Below are 24,901 nucleotides of genomic sequence, written 5' to 3'. Positions count from 1 at the left end.
ACGGGTAAGTGGAGGTTTCGCTTAAGTATGATTACTGTAGAATCGGGCGATTAGTTGCCCGGAGAGCTATTAACCAGGGCATAGCAATTTTGCCCTGGTAACGATTAGGAAGTCAATAAAGTAGTCAGTTATAAGCAGGCTTTACCGATGCAGAAAATGGCGCCAAAACTCATCCTTGTGGGTTCGGCTGAGCGATATAAGTTGCTGCCCGACTCTAACTTCGGCCTCATTAAAGGATTCCACTTTATTGATATTGACAGCATAGGAACGATGAATACGGACCAGATCGGGCTGGTTGATACGTTCCAAAACCCCACTCAGCGTGAGCCGGAGCACGTATTTACGGCCATTGGTGAACAGATTCGTATAAATATTGTCGGCCTCTAAGTACAGTAAATCACTCAAATTAACCTTAACGAACTGATTGTTTTGTTTGATAAACAGGTAATTATTGATTTGTAGGATAACTTCTCGTCCAAGCGGATCACGTCCGGAGGAAGCAGGTATAGGAGGAGTGGCAGAAATAGCTACTGCGCGAACAGTGAAGTTATAGATAGCGAGTTCGATGGTTGTTCGAAGGCTGTGCAATTGATAGGGTTTGGTAACGTAAGCCGCCGGATACGTCTGTTTAGCGCGCTCCAGCGTTTGCCGATCAGTTAGGGCAGTCAGGTAAATGACAGGGACAGGTCGCTCCGCAGTCAGGTGATGAATCGTCTGAATCCCATCCCAATCGCCCTTTATGTTAATATCACACAGGAGCAGGTCGACTGATTGACGTTTAAATAAGTCGAGCGCTTTGCGGCCGTTATTGGCTGTACCGACTACATCATATCCTTCTTCTTCCAGATTATCACTCAGTTCCATTGCCAGGATAGGCTCGTCTTCAATAATCAGGATTTTAACGCGTTCACCGGGATTCATGACGATATAATTAACGAAATTCAGAACTGTTAGTTGGTCAGGGCTAGTGCCTGCTTATAGGCTTTTCAGGAGGCCATTACTTTATTTTCTATCCGTTTACAAGCCCAATTGAAGGCGGGGGGCTGTGCCAGCCAGTTTCAGCTTAGCGTTGCTACGTTCCGTTAAGGTTTTAGCCCTGCCCGTGCTTGATAACGTAACGATATGGTTTTGGTCGATAATCACCTGATCGTTTGGGGTGGGTACCCGATTTACGTTCCAGGTAGAGCGATCCTCCCAATTGCCCGTTTTAATGCTGGTAATGATGTTACTAGCCGTAATGCTGAAACTGGTGCTGGCCGTTAGTCCACCGGGATCACGAGCGGTAATAATCACATTACTAACCCCTGCGACGGCTGGTACACCAAAGATCACACGCGTGGTAGCATTGAAACTTAATTCATTAGTAGGGGCAATACTCGCCGTGTAGGTTAGGCTGCCCGGTGTTTCAGCATCCGAGAATGCATTGATCGTGTAGGAAAAGGGCACACCTACCGTAGCGGTCTGGTTGGCATTCGGGGTGGCGACCGGGGGCGTATTGCTTGGTCTCACCGTTAGGGTCATACTGCTCGAAGATGTGCAGGGTGGATTGCTGATCGTCCAGGTTAGTACATATTGGCCTGTACCACCAAACGGTGTAAAGGTAGCCCTCGGGTTACTGCGATTCGTAAACTGACCTATACTAGTAGATGGACCGCTAACCACGGCCCACAGGCCCGTACCAGTCGAAGGCATGTTGGCAGCTAACGTAGCGCTTGTACCGTGAATGATGGTTTGAGAGGGCCCTGCATCGGCCACCGTTGTCGTTGGTGTATGCGTACAGCCACTGACCGCATCGCAGGCGTCAATGGTACAGGGATCATTGTCGTCACAGCTAATTGGGGTAAAAATACAGCCTATTAGTGTATTGCAGCCATCAATGGTACAAGCGCTTTCGTCGTCACAGACAATCGGAGTATGCGTACAGCCAAGGACATCGTCGCACGCGTCGTCGGTGCAGATGTTTTCGTCGTCACAGCTGGCAGGGTCAATTGGGGCAAAAATACAGCCTATTAAGGGATTACAGGTGTCGATGGTACACTCGCTATTGTCGTCGCAGGTAATCGGGGTATTCGTGCAGACATTGTTTACGCAGGCGTCGTCGGTACACACGGAGTTGTCATCACACTGGTCACTGGTCGTACAACTCAAACCCGTAGTAGGGCTAGTGATGGTCGTCGGTTTGGTGGTACTATTGCTGGCCACTGGTTTAGTCGGAGTAGTCAATGCTCCTGTGTAGCGCTGCCCGTTGAGAAAAATGGTGGGTGAACTTCGGATAGCCCGCTCTGTCGCCTTGTTGAGGTCGCTGGCCAGCAACTGACTGCTTTCTGCGCCCTGAAGCAGAGCCGTTAGGGCCGCCGGGTCAATGCCGGTTTGGCGAGCTGCCGTTTGCCAATCGGTAGTTTGGTAATTTTTAGCCCGTACCAGCAAATAATCCAGCCACTGGTTAGGGTAGTATTTGGCAATAATTAGCTGTCGGCTATCCTCGGCTACTTCGTCTGGCCCGTGTAAGCTACGAAACTGATTCGGCCCTGTAGTTGACGCGATATAATGCAATTGAAAATCAACTTGCCTGCCAAATTCCTTCACAATAGGAATCAGAGCTTCTTCGGCTCGTACGCCAAAGGGACACTGGCTCATAACAAACAACTCGACGGTGAGCGAACGCTGGCTATTGAGTTGTTTGGCAATGGCCTCCCAAAGGGGACTTTTACGAACGGCTTCTCCCGTTTGTGCTGTCTGAGTAGAGGGTGTGGCCAAACTCGACGAGTTAGCCGTATTGGTTTTCTGTGCCTGGGCTGGCAGGCAGATGAGTAGATATAAACTTACAAGTATCGGGAGCAGCCACCGGCCTTGTTGTGAGCTGAACAACGTAGAGAATAGCGTCATAGTGCCAGATAGCAGGGTGGTCAATAGAGGGTAAAACACCCACAAATCAACAGCTCCCCCGCTACACTGGTGTGCCAAAAAGCAGTACTAGTATGCCAAAAGACGCAGTAACAGGCTCATTTTAAATAATCGGTTGGGTTTTTACCAAAACGCTGCTGATAAACCTGCCCAAAGTAGCTTACCTGCCGGTAACCGACTCGATAGGCCACCTGCTTAACGGACGACACTTGCCGGGTTTCGAGCAGCCGCCGGGCCTCCTGAAAGCGGGCTTCGGCCATGTACTGCGCCGGGGTCAGGCCCGTCAGTCGCTTTATGGTTCGGTATAAAGTGCGCCTGGTCATAGCTAGCTCGTCGGCCAGTTCGTCAGCGTTCAAATCAAACTGACCCAGCCGACCGGCCATTAACCCTTCGAGCTGCTCCAGCCAGTGCTGCTCATCTGCCGAAACCACAGGTATCTTCTCCTCCGGCTCAGGCGACTGATCTTCTGGCGGCACTTGTCGGTTGCGTCGATTCTGAAGCAAGGTGGTTACACGGGCTGTAAGCTCGGCCTCGTTAAATGGCTTCAGCAAGTAATCATCGACTCCCAGCCGCAATGCCCGAAGTTTGTCGGTGGCCTCGGTTCGGGCACTTAGCATTATTACGGGAATCGTTCGATAAGTCGGGTGCGCTTTCAGGGTTTCCAGTAACTCAAATCCATCCATAACCGGCATCATAATGTCGGCAATGATGAGAGATGGCAGTTGGGGCAAATCGGCCAGCCGGTAGAGGGCTGCCTGGCCATTAGGGGCCGTCAGCACCCGTAGCCCCGGCGTTAATAAGGTGGTCAGATAAGTCCGAAGCTCGGCGTTATCCTCTACCAGTAGCACAGTGTCAACGTCAGTTGTATGGACAGTCTGCCTGAGGAGTGAGCTGACTTCTTCGTTTTCAGTGGCATCTACCCTAACCGTTTCTGGCATGGGCAATGTTTGCGTCTCCAACTCCTCATCGGTTGATTCGCTGGCGGCTATCGTGAGGGGCAGGTCGACACAAAACGAACTGCCTCGCCCTGGAGTGCTTTCTACACTGATGGTTCCCTGCATGAGTCGCACCAGTTCCTGACAAAGAGCCAGCCCAATTCCTGTACCGCCTTCCAGCGGAGCGTCGGGTTGCTGGGTTTGAAAATACCGGTCGAAAACATATGGCAAATCGCTGGGAGGAATTCCTCGCCCAGTATCGATTACCCATATACGCAGTCGATACTCCTGATTAACAGCCTCTAACGTGACCCGTCCCCCAGGAGGAGTGAATTTACAGGCATTGGCCAACAGGTTCTGAATGACCCGTTTAATTTTGCCAGCGTCGATAATCACAAAAAGGTCGTCGGCTTTTGCTAGTTGCAACGTCAGTGTAATGCCGCGTTGCTGCGCCTGCCCGGCAAAAGGGTCCAGACAATCCCGCAGCAGCGAATTAAGCCGAACCGTCTGGGGATGCAGATCCAGTTTGCCAGCTTCAAGCCGGGTCAGGTCCAGCAGTTCGTTAACCAATTCCAGCAGGTGTTGGGCACTCCGATCGGCCATTCGAATGAATTGTTCGTCCTGTGGCTCGATCCGGTTCCGGGTCAACACGCTATTTAGCGGTCCCAGCATTAGCGTGAGGGGAGTCCGCAACTCATGAGAAACATTGGTAAAAAAGCGGGTTTTCGTCTCATCTAACTGACGCAGTTCCGCAGCCTGCCGTTCACGCAGGGCCAATTCCTGCCGATCGCGGATGCGATTGCGCTGAACCCGAAATAGCCCCCAGCCAACTGATCCCAGCAGCATCGTGTATAAGCCATATGCCCAAATGCTGGCCCAGGGAGGAGGTAAAATAGTAATGGCCAGCTGGCGTACTTGCCGACTTGGCTGTCCCAATGTGTTGGCCGCTACGATCCGCAGGGTATAATGGCCCGGTGGCAATTGCGTGTAGCTGGCGGTGGCATGTGTGGTCGTAGTCCAGTGATTATCGTAACCCTCAAGCGTGTAACGGTAGGTTACCCGATCTGGCTGATGGTAGTTCAGGGCGGCAAAGCCAAACATCAGATAGTTTTGATCATGAGCGAGCCGTAAGCTAGTTAGCGTGTTGAACAATTGCGGCAGCAGCGTTGGTCGGCCGGCCGAATCAATTAGCTGATTGTTGATACTCAGGCTGGTTATTGCCACATCAGGCCGGATAGTATCCCCTCTAAGCTGAGTCGGATCGAACAATACCCAACCTTCCACCCCACCAAAAACCAATCGACCGTCGGGCAGCATCAAATGATGAAACCGATTGAATTCTTCACCGGGCAAACCATCCGACAGCCCGAAGTTGAGCGTTGTGTGCGTAACCGGATGAAACCGGCACAAGCCCCGATTGGTACTCAACCACAAATACCCCTGTCGGTCTGGCAGTATGGAATAAACCGTATTGTTGGGTAACCCTTCGGCCGTAGTAAATCGCCGGTAGCGGCCGGTCCTTTTGTTGAAACCAATCAGTCCCCGATAACCACCGATCCACAGCCAGTCTGGATGGGTAACGTCCTGATGCAGATTTAGCAGAGGTTCGTCCGAATCATTACCCGATTGGCGAGCAAAATGAATAGTCCGACGCTGATGGGTTATGGCATCGTACCGAATCAGACCATTGCCCATCGTTGTCGCCCATAAGGCGCTGGCATCGGCCACCAAATCGAGCGCTTCTACGTCTAGCTGACTAAAGGGCGTTTGCCACCGGCGGGCCGCCGAATCATATCGATAGATTGTCCCTTTTTGCGACAGAGCCCATACCTGATTATCGGTAGTGAAGGCGATTCCCCGGAGTAAACTAGTTGGAGTATCTATGTTCCCCTGGGGCATATCCAGATTGGGCAGTCGTGTAAACGTGCGTGTTTGAAACGAATAGTACCCTAGTTCGTGGCCGACACCTATCCATAACCGCCCCTGCCGATCATATTTCGTCCGAAAATAATAGGAAGACGCAGTTTTTGGATTGTCGAAAGGCCACTTAAAAAAGGTGGACAGGTTAAGGCCTAAGCTTGTTTGCAGTGCATCGGTACAAAATTCCTTCTGATAGCGGTAGGCCTCTAGCCGGGCAGCTGCCACATCGATTCGAAACAGTCCTTTGGTATTGGCGCCCATCCAGAGTACACCCGATCGATCTAGCCACAGACTGGTTTCCTGGAGACCGCCATGTCGATTGCCATACAATGAGCGATAGTGCCAAAGTTCGATTATTCCCGACCCATCTTTGTACTGATAAAGTGTTCCTCCGGCCAATAAATAGACTGTGCCATCGGCAGACTGACTCAACAGAGGCTGATCGACGGCGAGTTTATGGGTAGCGAAGGCAACCGACCGGGTAGTCATACGCCGGGGATCGATAAACAGCAGGTGCGTTTGATTATTAATCATAATCTCGCCGTTAGGCCGCACGAAAGCACGAACTCGTTCATCGTTGATGGCCATCGCCTGCAATCCTGGTATGGGCACTCTAAAGTGTGCTGATTTGACCGGTTGACCGGATGCAGAAATCTGGCTGATCCCAGCCGGAGCTATTGCCCATATGTTTCCCTGCCGGTCTTCGGCGAGGGTGTTGATGGTGTCGCTGATCAGGCCATCCTTGGCCCGCCGATACCGGGTAAATCGATCTTCCCGAACATCATAGTAAAAAACGCCCTGATTGAGAACCAGTCCCCACATATTCCCCCGGCGGTCCACATGTAATTGCCGATCACCGGGCAATGCCCGAAGGCTGTCCTCTAGTTTCGGGAAGTGCTGACACTGCCCCGTTTGGGCGTCCATCCGATCGAGCTGCCCCGTGTTGTAGCGTAGCCAGAGTTGATTGGGGCCACCTCGTTCCAGCCAGCCAACCATGTTGCTACGGGGCGATGTCGGATTAGCTGGCTGATGATAAAAAGGCAGCATCTGCCGACCGTCGTACCGCGCCACTCCACCCAGTGTACCCACCCAGATAAAACCAGCATCGTCCTGAACCACGCCGGAAACAAACGCCTGGGGTAATCCCTGCTCTACTCCAATCATTCGAAGTGGGGGCCAGCCTACAGGTTCTTGCCCCGACTGACCATAGGAGGGAGTAAACAGTAGCCAGCTAATCCCGTGCAATAGCCATTGGCAAATCCGAAGAAGTGTAGCAGAAAGTGCTTTTCGCATAGGCTGCTGACAGATCGTACTACTACTTGTTTGCACTTAGATGTAAAGAAAGCTATTCTGATAAGCCTATCAATGTACCAGATTATTTCCAGGTATCCAACGGTAGCAAAGTTGCGTTGTCAGATAAGCTACTGGAATTTCAATAGTTAACTGGCTATAAAATTAACGTGCGTTCAGGATTGCACATGATCACATCTTGATTTTCACTAACTATCTGAGAAGTTTCTGCTCCTATATGGGTTTAACAGCGTAGCGTCGCCGGGCTGATTTTTACGATGATTATGATTTTGAGATAAAAGGATGTTTATGCGAGCCATTTTTCTTGGCTTGTTGCACCTTTATCTTGGTAAAAATTGACTAAATCATCCTTAGTCATATTGATCATAAAAATCATGGCCATGAAAAAAATAGGAAAGAGAATCTTAATCGCTATTGGTGCTTTACTCGTACTTGTTTTTAGTATTGGGCTTATTCTGGCGTATCTCCCAACCAAATCAAAGACAAATCACGTTGGCATTACACCTGAAAAAGCAGCCATTTTGAGGAAGAATTTTGTGGGGGCCCATAACCAGTTTACTACTTCGGATGGGGAAACACTTTTTCTCAGACGATGGAATCCAGATAGTATTGAACCAGCCAAAAAAGATATTGCTGTCTTAATTTTTCATGGTATAACGGCCTACAGTGGCCCCTATGATATGGCAGGCAAACCCCTGTCAGCTGGCGGCTATACAACATTTGGACTGGATTATAGAGGGCATGGCTTATCAGACGGTAACCGAGGTGATAGCCCAGGTAAAGAACGGTGGATTGCTGATTTAGCGGAGTCGGTTAGGTATGTCAAAAGCCTTGGCTATCCCAAAGTGATTGTTTTGGGGCATAGTCTGGGGGTGGCTTCTGCGATATGTGCAGCAGATACAGTTCCTGATGAGATTTCAGGGTTAGTCTTACTGTCAGGCGCTTATGAAGGCAAAAAAGGAGTATCAAAACCACCTACATTTTATGAGAAAGCAAAAATTTTTGCAAGCTCTATTTTCCGTCCCTCCTATCCGGCTGCTGAATATTATAGAGAGGGCATGACCGTCACGAAAGACTCACTGTTCAATTTTAGATATACACTTCGGTTTCTGACAATGCTGAATGTAAAAGAGCTTCGGCTTCCTAAAACGCTGAATATTCCCGTGCTGGTGGGGGTTGGCGATAAAGATGAATTATTTAGTATAAATAAAGTAAAAGAATTCTACAACCTTGTTCCTGGCAACAAAAAGGAATTTTTAGTCATGAAAAACACAACGCATGCCAAGATCCCGGTTGAAAGCTGGAATCAGGTAGTGGCTTGGCTAGATAAAACGTTACCGCTGTATCAGTAGCCGCAACGTAGTAGGCGATTGCCCGTCGGGCCTAATCTGAATAATGCTAAACTCTTGATCATGAACCAGCAAACTACTACCCTCATTGTTGGCGCAGGCCCCTTTGGTCTTGGGTTGGCCTCCTATTTAAAGCATCATCAGCATGATTACCATATTGTCGGCAAACCCAACGAGTTTTGGGAACGGCATATGCCCAAAGGGATGCTGTTACGGTCATCTGCGAATTGGTATCTCGATCCTACTCATCAATGGACCATTGACCGTTTCTTTAGTGAGCATTATCCGGCGCGATTATCTGCTGATCCGATTTCGAGAGAGCATTACCTGCATTATATGAGCTGGTTTAGGCAACAAGCCGATATAGCAGTAACCTCGTCTTATGTCCACCTGTTGCGGCAGCACGACGGCTATTTTACTGCTGAGCTGGATACGGGAAACACCATCCAGGCGCAGAACGTTGTACTCGCAACCGGTTTTCAATACTTTACCAATTTCCCCGAAACGCTGGTAGCGCTACTGCCGGCGGGCCGTTACCAACATACCTGTGATGCAGTCGATATGGACGCCTATCGCGGTAAGCGGGTACTAGTGGTTGGAGGGCGTCAGAGTGCTTTTGAGTCAGCAGCTTTACTGCGCGAAGCAGGCGCAGAGCATATCCATATCAGCTACCGACACGATACTCCCCGATTTGAAGAGGCCGACTGGTCCTGGGTCGAAACGATTGTCGAACAGATGATTGAGCAGCCCAGTTGGTTCCGGAATTTGTCAGCCGAACAACAGGAACACTATCGGTATCGACTTTGGGCAGAAGGCCGCCTGAAGGTTGAACCCTGGCTCGAAAAGCGGATTTACCAGCCCGAAGTAACCCTGCATCCGCGCACAGAGATCGTATCTGCTACACTGCAACCGGATAACTCACTATGTGTTGGGCTGAGTTCTGGAGAGCGACTAACGGTTGACGATATACTATTTGCTACTGGTTATCAGGTCGATGTAAAACGCCTACCTTTCCTGTCGACCTCGTTGCAGGAAAGCCTGACCGTTGCCGGCGGATTTCCACTACTTGATCACCAATTTCAGAGCAGCGTACCCGGTTTATATTTCAGCAGCTTTCCAGCAGGGTTGTCTTTCGGGCCATTTTTTGGCTTTACAGTGGCAGTCCGTACGGCGGCCAAACTAATTGGAAATGCGCTCGTTAACTAAGGATAACCACTCGAATTTATAGTAGCTTGAACGTTGTTACTTCGCCATTTTGCTGATACCCGTCCTGCCATTATGGTTATAAATTATTTCGAGTCCGGCTTCATGGACATATTTGGCTTTCAACTTCTGATGCACCGAGTCGGGTTGTTTTACCCCGTTGACTTCTAACTCATCATTAGACAGTTTGAATGACAGTCCATTTTTATCCGAAATGATTCCTTCCTGGATAAGGTCATCGATTACGCCAGCGGTTGTTTTTTCAAAATAAATTTTGGCTTCTTCCGCTTTTCCTCTTGCCAGCTCGGCATGTTTCTTGGCTAGTTGAGCCAAGTCCTGCGCTTCTTCTGCTCTGAGCTTAGCGATCATGGCCTGGCTTCTGCTATCTTCAGCCATCTGTTTCATTTGTTCGGCACGGCCGCGTAACTCAGCTAGTTGGGCAACGCTCTCGGCTCGCATTTTATCCTGCTGTGCTCTGCCCCTTACAAAAGCCTCCTGCTGCAACTTATCCAGTTGCCTCTGCAATTGGGCCAATTCTGTCTTATTGTACGCCTGTTCGGCATCTTTCGCCGAACGAAAGCTTTCCATTTTTGCACGGAGCAGTTGGTCTTCTGCATTTAGTTCGGCTTTCAATCTCACTAGTTCAGCCATCTCTTTTGCCTGCCTTACCAACACTTGCCCTTGTTCGGCGGCTTGCTTTGACTTCTCAGCTTGCCTTCTGGCTAGTTCAGCCTGATCCCTCGCTTTTTCAGCTTGTTTTCGGTCAATTTCAGCTACTCGTTGCGCTTCCTTTATATCCTTGAGAATCGTATCGATTTCTGCTTTATATGTGGCAATCTGGTCGTCCGGAATCTGTTTACCATTAATCTGCAACGAGGAGATAACGCCCTTTTTTTCAATGAACTCATACCGTTTCCCATCTTTGGTTATGCTATATGTACCTGTTCCTCGCTTATCCAGGTCGACATACTCCGCGCTCTTCTTTTTGGGTAAGGTATCTGGTTGCGTGGTAGGATGTTTCCAGCTCACTACCTGATTACCAGACAAGATTGTCGCATAGTTTTCCTGAATTTTCTGTTGATACGACGATGGTACGAAAGCAACTGTTACGAGAACGGTAATGGCGATACTGGACGTCACAAAAATCTTTTCCATGGCATTTAATGGTTGGTTGTTCGTATAGACAATGCGTTTGATTCGTTCTAAAAGGTGATTTCGTTTGCTGGATAGCCTCATCGCATAGGATTGACGAGTCAGGTTATACTCCTGAAAGGCCACCAAGGCATTGATGAATGAGGTTTTATTGCCGCTGATGCCAATAGCCATATCGTCGCAGCAATGTTCGCGCTCCTCCCGAATCAGTGCCGACACCCACCATACAGCCGGATTAAAAAAGAAAACGCTTTCGGCAAAACTCTGCATCAAGTTGACCAGATAGTCTTTTCGTTTGATGTGAGCCAATTCATGCAGCAGAATTGCCTCTAGTTCATGGATTGGCAAATGAGCCAATAACCCAATGGGAAGCAGGATGACGGGTTTTAGCAAGCCAACCACCGTCGGCACGTTAACTAACTCGGACTCCAGCAATAAAATAGTCTGTCGAAGCCCTATTTTTTGGGCCAGCTCCTGAAGCTTGTCAGGCCACGATTCAGCTGGCTTATGGGTTTTATAATGCCTGATTCGCTGAATATGTCCCAGGCTAGCCATGGCCTGTACGCAGCGTGCAGAGAATATGATAAACCAGATCGCGACAATCAGGACCGCGTTGGCTGCAACAGAATCCATTAGCCAATTTATCGCTGTGGCGTTGGCTACCTGCTGAAAATCAACTGGTAGATAGGTCGAGAAACGGCTGGTAGTCTCCGGATCAGCTACCCTTGGTAAGGGCGTTTTTACAGGCCCTGGATGGCCGAATTGCAGATAGAATGTGAAACCAGACCCTACGACAAAGAGGAAAAATAGAAAAGCAAAAAGCTGGTAACGTATAGTAGCGCTTGATTTTCGGGTCAACACCGCTACAATGCCCGTTAAGGCCGCTAACAGCAGTCCCTGCCACAAGGAATGAACCAGCGTACGGCATAAAGCCTGGATTAAATAATGCCACGAGGGCAATGAAGTGTGTAGCAGTTCCATATACTGTTAGGGTTGATCCAGGTTTTTCAGAAAATCCTTAATTGCCTGTAGTTCCTGGGGCGATGTTTTTTGGTTGCCCAGCAACTGCATGACCAAATTGGAAGCCGACCCGTTATACATCGAATCGACATACCGTTTCAGTAAAAAATCTTTCGTTTTCTTTTCCTCTTCTACCGGACTGTAGACATGCTTCATACTGCTTTCATCCCGTTTCAGTATCCCCTTTTCGGCCATGATCTGCATCAATTTCAGGGTGGATGTGTACTGTACGGCCCGTTTTTCTTCGTTCAATTTATCATTTACGAACCGAACAGTAGAAGGTCCGTATTGCCAGAGAACCTGAAGGATTTCGAGTTCAGATTTGGTTGGCTCAGCAGGCATATCTTCGTTTGTTTGTTTTACGAATCAAAGGTAGGAAATTTTTCGTACGAAAAAATATTTACCTATTTTTTTATCACAGCGTTTTCGCAACCAGCCATGCCACGGTTCTCCATGAAACTTACTTAAACCGTGGCACGGCTGGTTGCGAAAACGTTGCTTTGCCCACTCGTTTCCCGATGACACAAAATAGCTTGAATCAGGAGGGCGTAGTGCTTACTTTAGACTATCAATCTCCTTAGTTATGACTAGATAGTATGGAACTAATTGAGAGGGCAGAATTTACGGCTTCTCTGCAAGCACAATTCGAAAAAACGCGTGAGGGGCAAGGGCATTGTGTTTTCATTGGTGGAGAAGCGGGGATTGGCAAAACCTCGTTAGTCAATGCTTTTTGTCAGTCGCGGAAGAACGATTGCACCATTTACCTGGGTACCTGCGATGCGTTGTTCACCCCGCGTCCGCTCGCTCCTTTATATGATATTGCCTGGCAAATGGGTGGCGCTATCGAAAAAAAAAGCCGAAGTATCGAAGACCGATCAGACTTATTTCTCAGCTTTCTTCAGGCCTTGAGCCACCAACCTCAGCCGGTCATAGTCGTATTCGAAGATATTCACTGGGCCGACGAAGCCACGCTGGATTTTATTAAATTCTTTAGCCGACGAATCACCCAAACCGCTTGTCTTTTTCTACTTACCTATCGTGATAATGAGATCCATACACGCCATCCCCTACGCAATGTCCTGGGTGAATTAGTGCCGGGCTCTTTTACCCGACTATTATTGCCCACTTTATCTATCCAGGCAGTCGAAAAACTAGCGAATGCCAAAGGATACAAGGGCGAGGATGTTTACAGTATATCGGGTGGCAATCCGTTTTACGTTCAGGAAATCTTAGCCAGTTATAGTCCAGGCATTCCGGAAACGATTAAGGATTCGATCTTACTGGTTTACAACCGGCAGGATGAATCGACAAAATATATATGGGCGATTTTGTCGATACTCCCCACTGGTCTGGAAAGTAGCTATCTCGAACAGGTTGAGCCTCAGCATGAAACCGCCATTGAAAACTCGCTTAGTTCGCGTATCCTGGTTTTGCAGGAAGGGCGGCTCTTGTTTAAGCATGAATTATACCGGCGAACCATTGAGCAATCGTTGTCTCCACTCAAACGAATTTCCCTCAATAAACGAATTCTGGATTTATTTCGGGTCCGTTTTGACGAACACAAGCAAATTGAGCGCATTATTCACCATGCAAAAAACGCCAATGAATACGATCTGGTCGTGCAATATGCCCCAATAGCCGCTCGCCAGGCCGCTTCAGTAGGTGCTCATATCGAAGCCTCAAAACTGTATTTATCGGCCATTGACTACTATCAGGGAAATGACAAGGACGTACTGCTCCCCTGGTATGAAGCCTATGCCTACGAATGCTATTTGACCAATCAGATCAACGAAGCGATTATATACCAGGGGAAAGTACTAACCATCTGGCGACATAAAGCAAACCGGTTACAGGAGGGGAACAGCCTGCGATTTCTTTCTCGTTTGTGGTGGTTCGATGGCAATCGGGAACAGGCAGAAAAGTTTGCGCTGGAAGCGATTGATGTGCTGGAGAATCAGCCAGCTTCTAGCGTGAAAGCAATGGCTTTCAGTAATTTGTCGCAACTGAAAATGCTGTCAGATCAGACTGTCGACTGTTTGTATTGGGGCGAAAAAGCCATTGCAATGGCTCGTGAACTACAGGACGAAGAGATTCTTTCACATGCCCTAAATAATGTGGGGACGGTGCAGGTAAGATATCCCGAGACTCGGGAAACAGGGGCCGAATCACTCCGAAAAAGTTTGGCTATTGCCCTGAAAAATGGCTACCATGAACATGCCGCCCGAGCCTATACGAATCTAAACAGTAATCTGGTTAGCATGAAAGACTTCGCCACTGTTCCTGAAACCCTGGAGGAAGGCATTTCATATTGTGAAGAAAGAGATCTGGACTCCTGGCTAAAGTACATGCTTTCTGTAAAAGCCCGGCTGAATCTTGAAACCGGCAACTGGAAAGAAGCCGCACGAATTGCCGGAAGTTTGCTTGAAAATGAACAGCAGACACCCATCATTAAAATTGGCGCGCTAACGATATTGGCTACAATCAGGATGCGAACCGGCGGACCTGATGCGCTGGCCATGTTGCTGGAGGCAAAGGCAAAAGCATTTGTGGCTCAGGAACTCCAACGAATTATTCCGGTGCTGGTGGCTTTGCTCGAATACGAATGGTTAACAGATCAGGTTGTTATTGAGCCTGAAGCGATTCGTCGTACCATCGAGTTGATCGAGCAAACCGACCATATTGTTCAGAACAGTGAATTTGCCTTCTGGTTACTGAAGGTAAGAAAACAGGCTATACCTCTCAAGGCCATATTTGCAGGCTATGATCTATCTACGGAAGTCACCTGCCATCAGGCTGCGTCGCTATGGGCGCAACTTGGGTCTCCGTATGAGCAAGCTTTGCTGTTAGTTGAAGGTGATGAAGAGGATAAACGAAAAGCAATAGCCATTCTCCACGAGCTGGGAGCAGAAACAGTCTATGAAAAATTGAAGCAGCAAATGCGGGCGGATGGCATTAAACATATTCCCCGTGGCATCCGGCAAACGACCCGGTCAAATCCGGCTCAGCTAACCACGCGCGAACTGGATATCTTACAACTGCTGAAACAAAGTTTACAGAATAAAGAAATCGCAACCCGACTCTTCATTTCGGCTAAAACCGTTGATCATCATATCTCCTCTGTCCTGTCTAAGCTGGAGGTCAACTCACGCATGAAGGCCGTGGAGGAAGCTCTTCGGCTAGGTATTATAAAATAGGGAATCCAACCCTTTTAAATAGGGAATATCTCTGACAAGAAAAAGATCCCGTTGGTAGAGCTTTGTAGGCATCAACCAGCTTACTTATTCTTGTCATGAAAAAATTTGTGATTGAACGAAATCTGCCCGGAGCAGGTAATCTATCGCCCGAAGAACTACAAGCCATTTCCCAAACCTCCTGTGGCGTCATTGGCGAATTGGGTAAACCCTATCAGTGGGTCCAGTCCTTTGTGACCGAAGACAAAATCTATTGTATTCACCTTGCCGAAAACGAAGAGGCCGTTCGCGAGCATGCCCGGCTGGGTGGGTTCCCGGTCAATTCGGTCAGTGAAGTCATTACGATCATTGATCCGATAACGGCTGGCTGAGTTTAACCGGCTGTTTTTCGACAGGATTGACAGGATGAACAGGATTGGCGAGCAGAAAGAAATCCTGTTCATCCTGTCAATCCTGTCGAAAAACATGCGGCCGACATTCCTAAATTTTCCAACCTGGCATTTGGCAAAATTGGATGGCAGAAGGACTACTTAATCCATTGACGGCTACCCAGCGAGACGCCTACTGGATTATGGTGTAAGCCTAAGAAATTTAGGAATCAATCGCACTGGTTTGTCCTTCATCAATCACTTGTGGTATCCAAATAGAAACAGTCGTCTCGCCTTCTGATGGTGTTTCAATAGTAAGTCGACCCTGGTTTAACTCCAGAATCTTTTTTACAATAGATAAGCCCAAGCCAAAGCCCTGCTGCTCGTACTTCTTCCGCTCGAATTGTTTATAGGGGGCAATTTGATCGCAGTACTCCTCCTTAAAGGGCTGCCCCTTGTTGGTAAACGTAAGATGGTAATCTGCTTCCTCGCACTTTCCGGTCAGCTTAATGATCTGATTTGAAGCGGAGAATTTAAAGGCATTATCGATTAGTTCTCCTAAACAGGTCCCCAGATTTACTTCCGACATTCGGAGTTGAGCGTTTTCTACCTGAATCTGGTAGCGGATGTCTCGATCCTGTCGATGGGAAACACTCAGTACGCAGTCTTCAACAAGTTTCTCTGTGATGGGTGCATTTCCAGTGGCAAAATAGGCAAAATCAATATGCCTCGAATCTACCTGCTGCAACACATCCATCAGTTGAATATTATCCAATGAACGTTTTAGCCGTAGGCCACTTACTTTAATCATTTCCACCATAGACACAACTTCTTCACCACTAAATTGCTGATAATCATTGATCAACAGGGAAGAAAATCCAATGACGCCAGCAAGGGCCGTATTATACTCGTGAGCCGTTACGGTGGCTAAAGTGTGGCGATATTTGTCTAACTGGTTCTTCAAATCGACTTTTCGCAAGGCTTCCCGTTGCAAACGGCTTTCGACCGCATGCAGCAGATCTTCATGCGCAAAAGGTTTGATCAGGTAGTCATCTGCTCCCTGATTCATACCCCGGCGTATATTGGCCGGGTCCGTTTGGGGTCCCAGAAATATAAACGGAACAGTAGCAATCAACTGACTTTTACGAACTACTTTCAGTACCTGATAGCCATCAACTTCTGGTATCATGATGCCACAGAGAATCAAATCAGGTCTGTTGTCTATAGCCTGATTTATCCCCTCCCGGCCATTAGAAGCCGTTTTTACCTGAAATCCCCGCAAGGTCAGCAGTTCTTCTACATTTTCCCGTATCTGACTGTCATCTTCAATGAGTAAAATTTGAATTGGCATGATTGTAATAGACACAAGTAAAACCGAAGGACGCTTTTCCTTAACCCCCATTCGTATAAATCAACGACTATTTCGCGGGCGGAAAATCCCTAGACAGCATCGAATTAACTCGTTAATTCTGTTAAATAACTAGCGAAACTACCCTTTTGATATTATCCCATGTTACATTTTGATAACTTATGAAGCTATTAAAACAATAAATTAACCAATAAATTCAACTTAATATTACTTTATAAACAATAAATTAGCTAATTATCATCAAAAACAACAAATGTGGTACTATTTTTTCTATAAGAAATAGTAGTCAATTAGCTAATTTTAGGCATACTCATGAATACCTATCCAGAAAATTGAGGTATTTTGTCAGTAACAAATGAATGTAAAACCAAAATAAAGCTCAAATTTTGGTCAAGGGCAAGAGGAAAAATATACCCGTTTTCGATCAGCATAAGGCGGCAAAAGCTGGCTTTTTTATTAAATCCTTAAGTGAGTCTCTGCATGATGTTGAACACGACGTGGTCAACGCTCACCGCGATGACGCATACCTTCTTTTTATACTCAAAACAGGCTTCTGTCGGGAGTTGATCGATTTTGAAGAATATACCTTTAGTGGGCCATCGTTTTGCATGATTCATCCTGAGCAGGTGCATGGCCTCCTGGAGCATCGTGACCTAGATGGCTGGATGATTTCCTTTGATCCAGGCTTGTTAGCGCAGGAAACAACCCAGCTAACAAGACTAATTAACTTTTCGCCTATCCCCGAACAGGAAGCAGGCTCACTGAGCATGATTTATGAGCTGACGGATTTGCTTTGGCGACAGTTTCATTCCAACGAAAACACAACGCACCAATCCCTCACATTACGCTATCTGCTAAACGCGCTGATTACAGCCATTGTCAGTCTGAGTCAATCAGGGAAAACCCTGCCTGAATCCATAGAAAATCGGCCGGACGAGATTACTGGCGCTTTCCGGCAATTGGTAAAACAGAATTTCATTCACTGGAAACGTCCGGCACATTATGCTGCGGCACTTCACTTATCGGTCAATCACCTGAACGATACCGTCAGGCAAAAAACGGGCTTCTCTGTCTCCTACTGGATTCAACACCAAACCATGCTGGAAGCCAGGCGATTATTATACCATACGCAGCAAACGGTGAAAGAAGTTGCTTATGAACTCGGTTTCGAAGACCAGCATTATTTTTCACGCCTTTTCCGCAAAGTTACGGGTCAAACACCGCTCTCCTTTCGACAATCATTCCGGGATTTGTCCACCAGAAGCCCTCTTTGAGCCATTCTTTTCGGGCAATCCACCCCATTTCTTTGTAGCCGAATCATTTTCTGCGGCATACAATGGGTTTAGTGGATACTATTGTCAAACGGTTTTCGCGAAAGGCCGTTCTGATCGACAAGCAGCAACTTACAGAACATACAGTTCACCTGAAAATTCAGGGCGATGACCTAACGGATCTAGCCTATACGCCGGGCGAACACCTGCGCGTGCTGGTCGGGATCGATAAGAATACGGCTATGCAGGATAAAGTCAGAACTTATTCTGTCTGGCAATATGATCGGACTAACGCTACCATCGACATCGCCGTTTGTACACATTCGACAGGTGTTGGTGCACGGTGGGTTCGCGAAATTGCGCTGGGCGACACGGTTTATTTCGGTGGCCCGAAAGGCAAATTTACGGTCGATCAGTCGGGCGATTATTATGTGTTCGTCGGCGATATTTCGGCGTTGGCCCATTTGTATGAAATCAATCGCCATTTGACTCAGCCAAAGCCTGTTATCAGTCTTATTTATGGCGATACCGAAGCCGATTTCTTCCCCGACCTGACGGGCGAAAAACCGTTTAATTTTTACCAATTGTCACAAAACCCCGATTCGGCTGTCATTGAGAAGCTTGACTCGCTGATAAAAAACAGGACAGGCAAAGGCATTGTCTATGTAGGTGGCGACGGACGGCTATGTGTGACGCTAAATAAGCATTTCCGAAATGCCCTTCATTGGGAGAGTCGACAGATTAAAACCAAACCATTCTGGCTACCCAACAAAACGGGGCTTGAATAACCAAAACAATTCAATTATGTACGCTAAACTTATTATTTACCAGCAGGAAAATGGAGTAATTTCTGACAGGCAACCTATTATCCAGACCGACAATCGCGCTCGATGGGAGCTAACCGCCGATAATCTGACGCCTGGAAAAGTAACTGAATTACTCCTTTGTCTGGACGAGTTGGGATTCTCTGATGAAGCGAATGCAGTTAGTGGTGTCGGTTACGTATAACCGACACCACATTACTTGTTTGTATAAATCAGAATGGATTCGGGCTGAACAACAACGGCTTCGTTTCCAGTTAGCGTCATTGGGGCCGCTACAAGACCACGCCACTGTGGATCAGCCGAATCCAAGAGTTTTTGCCAGGGTTTAGCACTAACAGCCAATATAAGCGAACGGGGCTCCTTCGAGAAGTTCATTAAACAAACAACCGTCTCCGACTCTGCCGACGTGCCATTTTGAGGCTGCTTACGCTGACGAAACAACGTAATCGTTTGTTGAATTTCATCGGCCACGACAGCCACCGATTCGCGGTCTGGGTGACGTAATGATGACTGTTTTCGTAAGGCAAGTAGTGCTTGGTAATAGCGAAAGAGGGTCTGATGCGGCTCCTTAGCCAGGCATGACCATTGCAACTTCGACCGCTCGAATGTTCGTTCGTCCTGCGCATCCAGTAAGTCTACATTAGGTGCTCCCTCATTTGGCACGGGTGTGCTAGAACCCTGAAAAGCGGCAAATTCCTTTTTGCGGCCCTGCCGAACAGCCTCAATAAGGGCTGGGTTGGAATGACTTACGAAGTATAAAAACGGATTTGATTCGCCCCATTCTTCACCCATGAATAACATCGGTAAATAAGGGCTGCTGATGACGGCCCCGGCCATTAGTTTCTGCATGGCAAAACTCACCAACTGACTCGGTCGCTCGCCCAACATTCGATTACCGATGTGATCATGGTTCTGCGAGAAAACCACGAATTGGCGTCCGGCATGACCAGCCGTCGATTTTCCAACAATTCGGGCGCGACGCGGCATATAGGTACCATCGTAGACATAAGCATCTTTGTACGATTTGGCCAGATGCTGGATGCCGTTATAATCAGCATAATAGCCCTTTCGCTCGCCACCAGCCGCCACTCGTAATGCATGATGGAACTCATCGTTCCACTGGGCATCCATCCCGTAGCCCTGATCGGACAGTGACTGAATAAAGCGGGTTTCGTTCTGGTCCGACTCCACAATCAAATAGTGTTGCCGCCCGGTCTGGCTCATTAATGCATCTACATACTGCTTGATCTCTCGCAGCAAGTGGGTTTCCCGAGCGTCGTGAATCGCATGGGCCGCGTCGATCCGCAAGGCATCAATGTGAAAATCCCGGAACCACATCAGGACATTTTCAACAAAATATCGGCGCACACTGTCGCTGTAGTCGCCATCGAAGTTGAGCGCGTTACCCCAGGGTGTCTGGTACCGCGTGGTGAAGTACGGGCCATAATCGCCAAAGTAATTTCCTTCGGGACCCATGTGGTTATACACCACGTCGAGCACAACCGCCAGCCCTTTCCGATGGCAGGTATCGACTAATCGCTGAAGCCCCGCAGCGCCCCCGTATGAGTATTGCACGGCAAAGGGGCAAACACCATCATACCCCCAGTTACGCGTACCCGGAAACTGAGCCACCGGCATGATTTCAATCGCATTAACGCCCAATTCCAGCAAATAATCCAGTCGACTTTCTATCCCAGCAAAAGTACCTTCGGGGGTGAATGTGCCTGTATGAAGCTCGTAGATCAGGTAATCTTCCAGGGGTAGATTGTGCCAGTCGGTATCTGTCCAGCTAAACTTCGTTATATCAACAGCCTGAGACGGACCATGTACGCCCTCGGGCTGTGCCACTGATGCCGGATCGGGTCGTTCGATGGTACCGTTCAGGACAAATTTATAGGTGTCGCCGGGTTGCATCTGATTGACCGTTGTCTGCCAATAATTGCCATCATTTTGAAGTGGTACTGTTACATCCTGGTTATACAAACGAAGGTCAACCGATTGCGCCTGAGGTGCCCAGACCCGCACGCATGTGCTATCGGAGTTAAAGGTAACGCCCAATGACCGGCGGTTGATGAGTGCCTGATTCATACGTTGAGAGTAGTAGTTGAGTAAGTAGTTATAAGACAACTAGTGACTAACCGGATGTGTTGCCAAAACTGATTTTAATGCATTAATAGAATTGTATGACCCCGATGGGCCGGTCGGTTGTAGCCACATATCAACCTACTTCTACCGATTTCTGATGGGTTTGCTCCACTTATCAACCCAATCAAATCAGCGCCGATACTCGTATTAATTTTATACTGTATTAAATATCACTGCAACAAAATACGAGAATGGAGAGGGGCGAGAATTTCACCAAACTGGGCTTATGGAAGCCCGCCAAAGCAGGATTAAGACGATTTGTAGAACAACGTTTTGATTGGATTGCCTTACTGACGATCACGTTACTAATTCTGTTTATTCTGGTCGTTTTTTAGTGTTTGTTATAACCTTATAGTATGGATCAGGACACATTTTTTCAGGCCATTGTTTTCGGTGGAATCTACGGCGTTAGTTTCTTCATCGTGTACCTATTCGCCCGGAAGACATCACCTACATCGGCCTGGCAATTCACTGTGGGCAGCTGGATTGGCTTGATGGCTTTCGTACTGATGGGCTCAGCTCCTGCTTCCTGTGTGTTCTTTGTGGTTCTCTTTTTTTCATCTTTTTTAATCTTTCGTAAAACAGTCCCCAATAACCTACAGGCTTTTTTTACGGACAACAACATCTACAAGGCAACCACTATTCCAGAGCCGGTTTCCAAACTATTAGGTAGTCAGTATTATTCCTGCGCCGAGGGAACGTTGACCAACCCATCGGGCGAGACTATTAAGTTTAACTGGTGGCAGGGCATGACATCGTCTATGATCAAATCCGGGAATGCGTATGTCAATTCGTACACCTACTACCTGGCCATTTCGTTCGCACCCAACACGATTACGGAGACGTTCAGACAGGCAGCTCGTGCCAAAATGGATACGTCAGGATTTACCTTTCGGCAGCGATTTAAGCACTGGTTTGTGCTGGATACCACAACGCCTATTCGGCTTGCGGAAGTCGAAGATGGCAGCTTCGTAATTATCTGGCAAACGTATCACGACGTCGAACGCTTTAGCCACTACATTGATTGGCTGAAGGCAAATCTGTTCGACACGAAGACGATTGAAACCGTCGAAAAAATTAGCGAGAAGCCTATAGATCAGGAAAATAGGCTTACCCAAAAAACTGAAACCGTTATCACTTCGGTTATCCCGTCCAGCCGTCATCAGCACGAACAGGCCGTAGGACAAGCGCCAAAAGTATCCACACATAGCCATCGATAATTCTTAAAACCATGATGTTTCTACTAAAAAAAGTATTCGGCCCTTTTGCTTCAGTCATTTTGACGCTTATTGGCCTGTTGCTAATCGGTTGTGGACCTGGTTCACGCAGGGGTTATCGTATTGAAAACGGCGAGGTGGCTATGTATAGAGGCTGGCCCGCTACTCGTTCCATCATCGGGGAAGCTGATACGGATTCGTTTACCATCATCAACGACGACTATGGCAAAGACAAAAACCATGTGTTTTATATAGGGCAAATTATCCCAAACGCCGACCCTGCTACGTTCGAATACCTGTCGGGTGCTTATTCCAGAGACAAAAACAACGGCTATTCCCGAAATGTACTAATCAGCACCGATGGGCCTCATTTCAAGGTAATTCCTAACGTGAATGATACGCCGACGAATGTAACGGCCGAAGGTGCCCCTTATGTCCGCGATCGGTATAAGGTTTATAAAGACACGTTCATTATTGAGGGAGCTGACCCAGCTTCGTTTGTCTTTGTACCGATGTTCAACGGAAATTACCTGACGCACGATAACCGACGGGTCTATTTTCAGGATAAACCGATAGAAGGTGCCGATGGAGGCACTTTCCGAAAAGTATCGGACTTCAATTTCTGCGATAAACACAGTGCGTGGGGATTGGTACTAGGTCAGTATACGCACTGGGCTCCGGTCGAGAAGGTCGACGTCGCCACTTTTTCTGGTGCTGGACAATACTATTCCAAAGACAAACAGCGGGTCTATTTCAGCGACCACACCGTTAAAGGAGCTGATCCGGCCACGTTTAAGGAAACAACTTACCTTCAGGCCAAAGATAAATACAGAACCTATTCTTCAGGCTACGGCAAAGACCAATCAAACGCCACCAGCCAGAATTAATCTCCTATGAAACAGACAATTACCCACCGAACTATTCTGTTCTTCCTGCTCATTTGCGGGGGAATGTCGTCGGCTATTGCACAGACTTACACGCTCGAAACCATCCCTAATCCGAAACAAAGTCGAAGCCCACACTATGTCAGCAATCCAGATCATATTCTGTCGAATGCAGCCGTGGGCCAAATTGACGCGATGTTGGGAAAACTGGAAGATTCGACAACGGCGCAGGTAGCGGTCGTCTGCGTCAACTCCATTGGTGAGAGTGTACCTAAAGACTTTGCGACGGCACTGTTTCGAAAATGGGGATTGGGGTATCAGAAGAAAAATAACGGCTTTCTGGTTCTGTTGGTAAAAGATCAGCATCGGATCGAAATGGAAACCGGCTACGGATTGGAAGGTATTCTGCCTGATGCCATCTGCAAACGGATTCAGACAGAGAATATGATCCCACTGGCCAAAACCGGCGATTTCGACGGCGCGATGATCGCTGGTGTTCAGGAGATTACCAATCGAATTAGTACACCAGAAGCCGCCAAAGAGGTTTATGACGACTCGAAAGCAAAGGCAGACCAAAAAGACAAACCCCTCGAAGATGGCGCGCTCTGGTTGTTCTTCGTTCTCTTAACCCCAGCTATGCTGGTACTCAGGCTGATTATATTCTTCCTCAGAAAACAGAATTCCATTGCCGATAAAATCGAACTCACAATTACACAGTCGAAACGGCGAGTACTCTGGGCAATTCTGATGTACGTTATCATGCCCGCAGCCGTAGGATTACTGGTTGTCCAGCTTCGGCAGGATCACTGGCTCCATAGCTGGCAAATTCTTCTCGTTTTTTATGCCGTTCCAGGTCTGGTTCTATGGGATGCCCGCCGACGCCGAATCAAGACATTTTATCAACTTTTCGGCACTATGACCGAGGCAGATCGCTACGTGCGCTATCGGGCTGCCCATCTCAATGGTTTTGGCAATATCCTGCTGTATCCCATTCCCTTCTGGTGGTTGAAACGGGAAGATGAAAAAGCCCTCTACGCCATTCGGAATGCAAGCCGGACATCGCCAGAAGGCTACCCATTAACGAAAGTACCCGTAACTCATAGAGACGCCTATATTACTGACTATCAACGAACAGAGCAAAGCATTTGCAGTGTAGACTATGATGTCTGGCGCAACGAAGCTCACGATAGTACGCAGACTATTGGCTACGAAAACTTAAACAATATCGTGTACCATCGCTGTAGCAAATGCGAATCAAAGGCGGTGTATAAAGTCCGGGATCGAGTCGTAAAAGAAGCCACCAGCGAGCGTGAAGGTCGGGGTGCCCATGAGTATGAGTGCAAAGCCTGTGGCCATCACTACGAAACGTATTACAAGATTTCGGCAATCCAACGGAGTTCGCCATCATCGACGTCTAACTCGTCATCTACTACTTATTCCTCGTCGGGCAGTAGTAGCAGTAGTTCATGGGGCAGCTCATCGGGCAGTTCCTCGAGTAGTAGCAGTAGCTGGGGTGGTGGTAGTTCGGGGGGCGGTGGTGCCGGTAGTAGTTGGTGATCCTTCTTTCTCATGTGCATCAAAAAATACCTCGAAAATCGCCAGATGGAGAAACGAATCCGGCGATTAACTGAAGCAGAACGACAGGCAATTTTAAAGGCGTCGCCGTTAGAAGCGGGCCTTTTTCAGGGCGAAGGGTTTCACGTTTTTCTGAAAAGTGAGCCCGATTTTGGAAAAGCGCATGTGGATAGTTTAGGGGAGATTTCGGCCCAAGCCGCCGAAGACTGGATTATTCGGCAATACTTGTTGGCAGAGGATAAAATGAAGAATCTTTAAACTAA

At 47.9% G+C, this 24,901-nt stretch carries 19 protein-coding genes; 12 read left to right on the top strand and 7 right to left on the bottom strand.

Annotated elements, in window-relative coordinates; translation table 11 throughout:
* Positions 1-141 precede the first annotated feature (141 nt).
* From GO755_RS23935 to GO755_RS23925, 3 genes are all read right to left on the bottom strand, one after another.
* Entirely contained in the window at positions 142-921 is a 780-nt protein-coding gene (locus GO755_RS23935) for a response regulator (protein WP_157587825.1), read from the bottom strand.
* A gap of 96 nt (positions 922-1,017) precedes the next feature.
* Positions 1,018-2,886 carry a putative Ig domain-containing protein gene (locus GO755_RS23930; protein WP_157587824.1) on the bottom strand — a complete coding sequence of 623 codons (1,869 nt, stop codon included), beginning with the start codon at positions 2,884-2,886 and terminating at the stop codon, positions 1,018-1,020.
* Between the two features lie 116 nt (positions 2,887-3,002).
* Positions 3,003-7,052, bottom strand: coding sequence for an ATP-binding protein (locus tag GO755_RS23925; protein WP_157587823.1), 4,050 nt, complete (start codon positions 7,050-7,052; stop codon positions 3,003-3,005).
* A gap of 392 nt (positions 7,053-7,444) precedes the next feature.
* On the opposite strand from GO755_RS23925, the gene GO755_RS23920 reads away from it, so the two are divergent.
* Positions 7,445-8,422, top strand: a complete 978-nt coding sequence (locus GO755_RS23920) for an alpha/beta hydrolase (protein WP_157587822.1) — start codon at positions 7,445-7,447, stop codon at positions 8,420-8,422.
* 60 nt (positions 8,423-8,482) lie between these two features.
* On the top strand, positions 8,483-9,625 hold the full coding sequence (locus GO755_RS23915; protein ID WP_157587821.1) for an NAD(P)-binding domain-containing protein: 1,143 nt from the start codon (positions 8,483-8,485) through the stop codon (positions 9,623-9,625).
* A gap of 36 nt (positions 9,626-9,661) precedes the next feature.
* On the opposite strand, the gene GO755_RS23910 is transcribed toward GO755_RS23915, so the two are convergent.
* A complete protein-coding gene (locus tag GO755_RS23910; protein ID WP_157587820.1) occupies positions 9,662-11,755 on the bottom strand; it encodes a M56 family metallopeptidase in 2,094 nt (697 codons plus the stop codon).
* A 6-nt stretch (positions 11,756-11,761) separates the two neighbouring features.
* Positions 11,762-12,136, bottom strand: a complete 375-nt coding sequence (locus tag GO755_RS23905; RefSeq protein ID WP_157587819.1) for a BlaI/MecI/CopY family transcriptional regulator — start codon at positions 12,134-12,136, stop codon at positions 11,762-11,764.
* Between the two features lie 254 nt (positions 12,137-12,390).
* On the opposite strand from GO755_RS23905, the gene GO755_RS23900 reads away from it, so the two are divergent.
* Together GO755_RS23900 and GO755_RS23895 are read left to right on the top strand one after the other, a co-directional pair.
* A complete protein-coding gene (locus GO755_RS23900; protein ID WP_157587818.1) occupies positions 12,391-14,988 on the top strand; it encodes a helix-turn-helix transcriptional regulator in 2,598 nt (865 codons plus the stop codon).
* Positions 14,989-15,083: 95 nt separating this feature from the next.
* Positions 15,084-15,356 (top strand): DUF4242 domain-containing protein, encoded by a 273-nt coding sequence (locus GO755_RS23895; RefSeq protein ID WP_157587817.1) that lies wholly within the window; start codon positions 15,084-15,086, stop codon positions 15,354-15,356.
* A 220-nt stretch (positions 15,357-15,576) separates the two neighbouring features.
* Here GO755_RS23895 and GO755_RS23890 read toward each other — a convergent pair whose 3' ends face one another.
* Positions 15,577-16,704, bottom strand: coding sequence for a hybrid sensor histidine kinase/response regulator (locus tag GO755_RS23890; RefSeq protein ID WP_157587816.1), 1,128 nt, complete (start codon positions 16,702-16,704; stop codon positions 15,577-15,579).
* Positions 16,705-17,108: 404 nt separating this feature from the next.
* Between GO755_RS23890 and GO755_RS23885 the strand changes: the two genes are divergently transcribed.
* The 3 genes from GO755_RS23885 to GO755_RS23875 all read left to right on the top strand — a co-directional run bounded on the left by GO755_RS23885 (position 17,109) and on the right by GO755_RS23875 (position 19,001).
* The gene (locus GO755_RS23885; RefSeq protein ID WP_157587815.1) at positions 17,109-17,996 is read left to right on the top strand and encodes a helix-turn-helix domain-containing protein; all 888 of its coding nucleotides are present in this window, start codon (positions 17,109-17,111) and stop codon (positions 17,994-17,996) included.
* Between the two features lie 62 nt (positions 17,997-18,058).
* Positions 18,059-18,781: a siderophore-interacting protein gene (locus GO755_RS23880; RefSeq protein ID WP_157587814.1), complete on the top strand. Its 723-nt coding sequence runs from the start codon at positions 18,059-18,061 to the stop codon at positions 18,779-18,781.
* A 16-nt stretch (positions 18,782-18,797) separates the two neighbouring features.
* The gene (locus GO755_RS23875; protein ID WP_157587813.1) at positions 18,798-19,001 is read left to right on the top strand and encodes a hypothetical protein; all 204 of its coding nucleotides are present in this window, start codon (positions 18,798-18,800) and stop codon (positions 18,999-19,001) included.
* Positions 19,002-19,012: 11 nt separating this feature from the next.
* On the opposite strand, the gene treZ is transcribed toward GO755_RS23875, so the two are convergent.
* Complete coding sequence (treZ, locus tag GO755_RS23870; protein WP_157587812.1) at positions 19,013-20,905, bottom strand: malto-oligosyltrehalose trehalohydrolase; 1,893 nt, start codon at positions 20,903-20,905, stop codon at positions 19,013-19,015.
* 248 nt (positions 20,906-21,153) lie between these two features.
* Between treZ and GO755_RS23865 the strand changes: the two genes are divergently transcribed.
* Genes GO755_RS23865 through GO755_RS23845 form a run of 5 tightly spaced genes read left to right on the top strand, consistent with a single transcriptional unit; the run spans position 21,154 to position 24,896 of the window.
* Entirely contained in the window at positions 21,154-21,297 is a 144-nt protein-coding gene (locus GO755_RS23865; protein ID WP_157587811.1) for a hypothetical protein, read from the top strand.
* A gap of 21 nt (positions 21,298-21,318) precedes the next feature.
* On the top strand, positions 21,319-22,182 hold the full coding sequence (locus tag GO755_RS23860) for a hypothetical protein (protein WP_157587810.1): 864 nt from the start codon (positions 21,319-21,321) through the stop codon (positions 22,180-22,182).
* Between the two features lie 11 nt (positions 22,183-22,193).
* Complete coding sequence (locus tag GO755_RS23855) at positions 22,194-23,066, top strand: DKNYY domain-containing protein (RefSeq protein ID WP_157587809.1); 873 nt, start codon at positions 22,194-22,196, stop codon at positions 23,064-23,066.
* Between the two features lie 6 nt (positions 23,067-23,072).
* Positions 23,073-24,620, top strand: a complete 1,548-nt coding sequence (locus tag GO755_RS23850; RefSeq protein WP_157587808.1) for a TPM domain-containing protein — start codon at positions 23,073-23,075, stop codon at positions 24,618-24,620.
* Between the two features lie 12 nt (positions 24,621-24,632).
* Positions 24,633-24,896: a hypothetical protein gene (locus GO755_RS23845; RefSeq protein ID WP_157587807.1), complete on the top strand. Its 264-nt coding sequence runs from the start codon at positions 24,633-24,635 to the stop codon at positions 24,894-24,896.
* Positions 24,897-24,901: the final 5 nt, after the last annotated feature.

This window comes from Spirosoma arboris (genome assembly GCF_009754945.1).
Classification (GTDB): domain Bacteria; phylum Bacteroidota; class Bacteroidia; order Cytophagales; family Spirosomataceae; genus Spirosoma; species Spirosoma arboris.
The sequence above is the reverse complement of the archived record's forward strand: the minus strand, read 5'-3'. Positions and strand labels throughout refer to the sequence as shown.

Bases quoted from the DNA above. Each gene is read 5' to 3' on its own strand.
- GO755_RS23935 (WP_157587825.1), bottom strand. From the start codon at position 921: ATGAATCCCGGTGAACGCGTTAAAATCCTGATTATTGAAGACGAGCCT.
- GO755_RS23930 (WP_157587824.1), bottom strand. From the start codon at position 2,886: ATGACGCTATTCTCTACGTTGTTCAGCTCACAACAAGGCCGGTGGCTG.
- GO755_RS23925 (WP_157587823.1), bottom strand. From the start codon at position 7,052: ATGCGAAAAGCACTTTCTGCTACACTTCTTCGGATTTGCCAATGGCTA.
- GO755_RS23920 (WP_157587822.1), top strand. From the start codon at position 7,445: ATGGCCATGAAAAAAATAGGAAAGAGAATCTTAATCGCTATTGGTGCT.
- GO755_RS23915 (WP_157587821.1), top strand. From the start codon at position 8,483: ATGAACCAGCAAACTACTACCCTCATTGTTGGCGCAGGCCCCTTTGGT.
- GO755_RS23910 (WP_157587820.1), bottom strand. From the start codon at position 11,755: ATGGAACTGCTACACACTTCATTGCCCTCGTGGCATTATTTAATCCAG.
- GO755_RS23905 (WP_157587819.1), bottom strand. From the start codon at position 12,136: ATGCCTGCTGAGCCAACCAAATCTGAACTCGAAATCCTTCAGGTTCTC.
- GO755_RS23900 (WP_157587818.1), top strand. From the start codon at position 12,391: ATGGAACTAATTGAGAGGGCAGAATTTACGGCTTCTCTGCAAGCACAA.
- GO755_RS23895 (WP_157587817.1), top strand. From the start codon at position 15,084: ATGAAAAAATTTGTGATTGAACGAAATCTGCCCGGAGCAGGTAATCTA.
- GO755_RS23890 (WP_157587816.1), bottom strand. From the start codon at position 16,704: ATGCCAATTCAAATTTTACTCATTGAAGATGACAGTCAGATACGGGAA.
- GO755_RS23880 (WP_157587814.1), top strand. From the start codon at position 18,059: ATGGGTTTAGTGGATACTATTGTCAAACGGTTTTCGCGAAAGGCCGTT.
- GO755_RS23875 (WP_157587813.1), top strand. From the start codon at position 18,798: ATGTACGCTAAACTTATTATTTACCAGCAGGAAAATGGAGTAATTTCT.
- treZ (WP_157587812.1), bottom strand. From the start codon at position 20,905: ATGAATCAGGCACTCATCAACCGCCGGTCATTGGGCGTTACCTTTAAC.
- GO755_RS23865 (WP_157587811.1), top strand. From the start codon at position 21,154: ATGGAGAGGGGCGAGAATTTCACCAAACTGGGCTTATGGAAGCCCGCC.
- GO755_RS23860 (WP_157587810.1), top strand. From the start codon at position 21,319: ATGGATCAGGACACATTTTTTCAGGCCATTGTTTTCGGTGGAATCTAC.
- GO755_RS23855 (WP_157587809.1), top strand. From the start codon at position 22,194: ATGATGTTTCTACTAAAAAAAGTATTCGGCCCTTTTGCTTCAGTCATT.
- GO755_RS23850 (WP_157587808.1), top strand. From the start codon at position 23,073: ATGAAACAGACAATTACCCACCGAACTATTCTGTTCTTCCTGCTCATT.
- GO755_RS23845 (WP_157587807.1), top strand. From the start codon at position 24,633: ATGTGCATCAAAAAATACCTCGAAAATCGCCAGATGGAGAAACGAATC.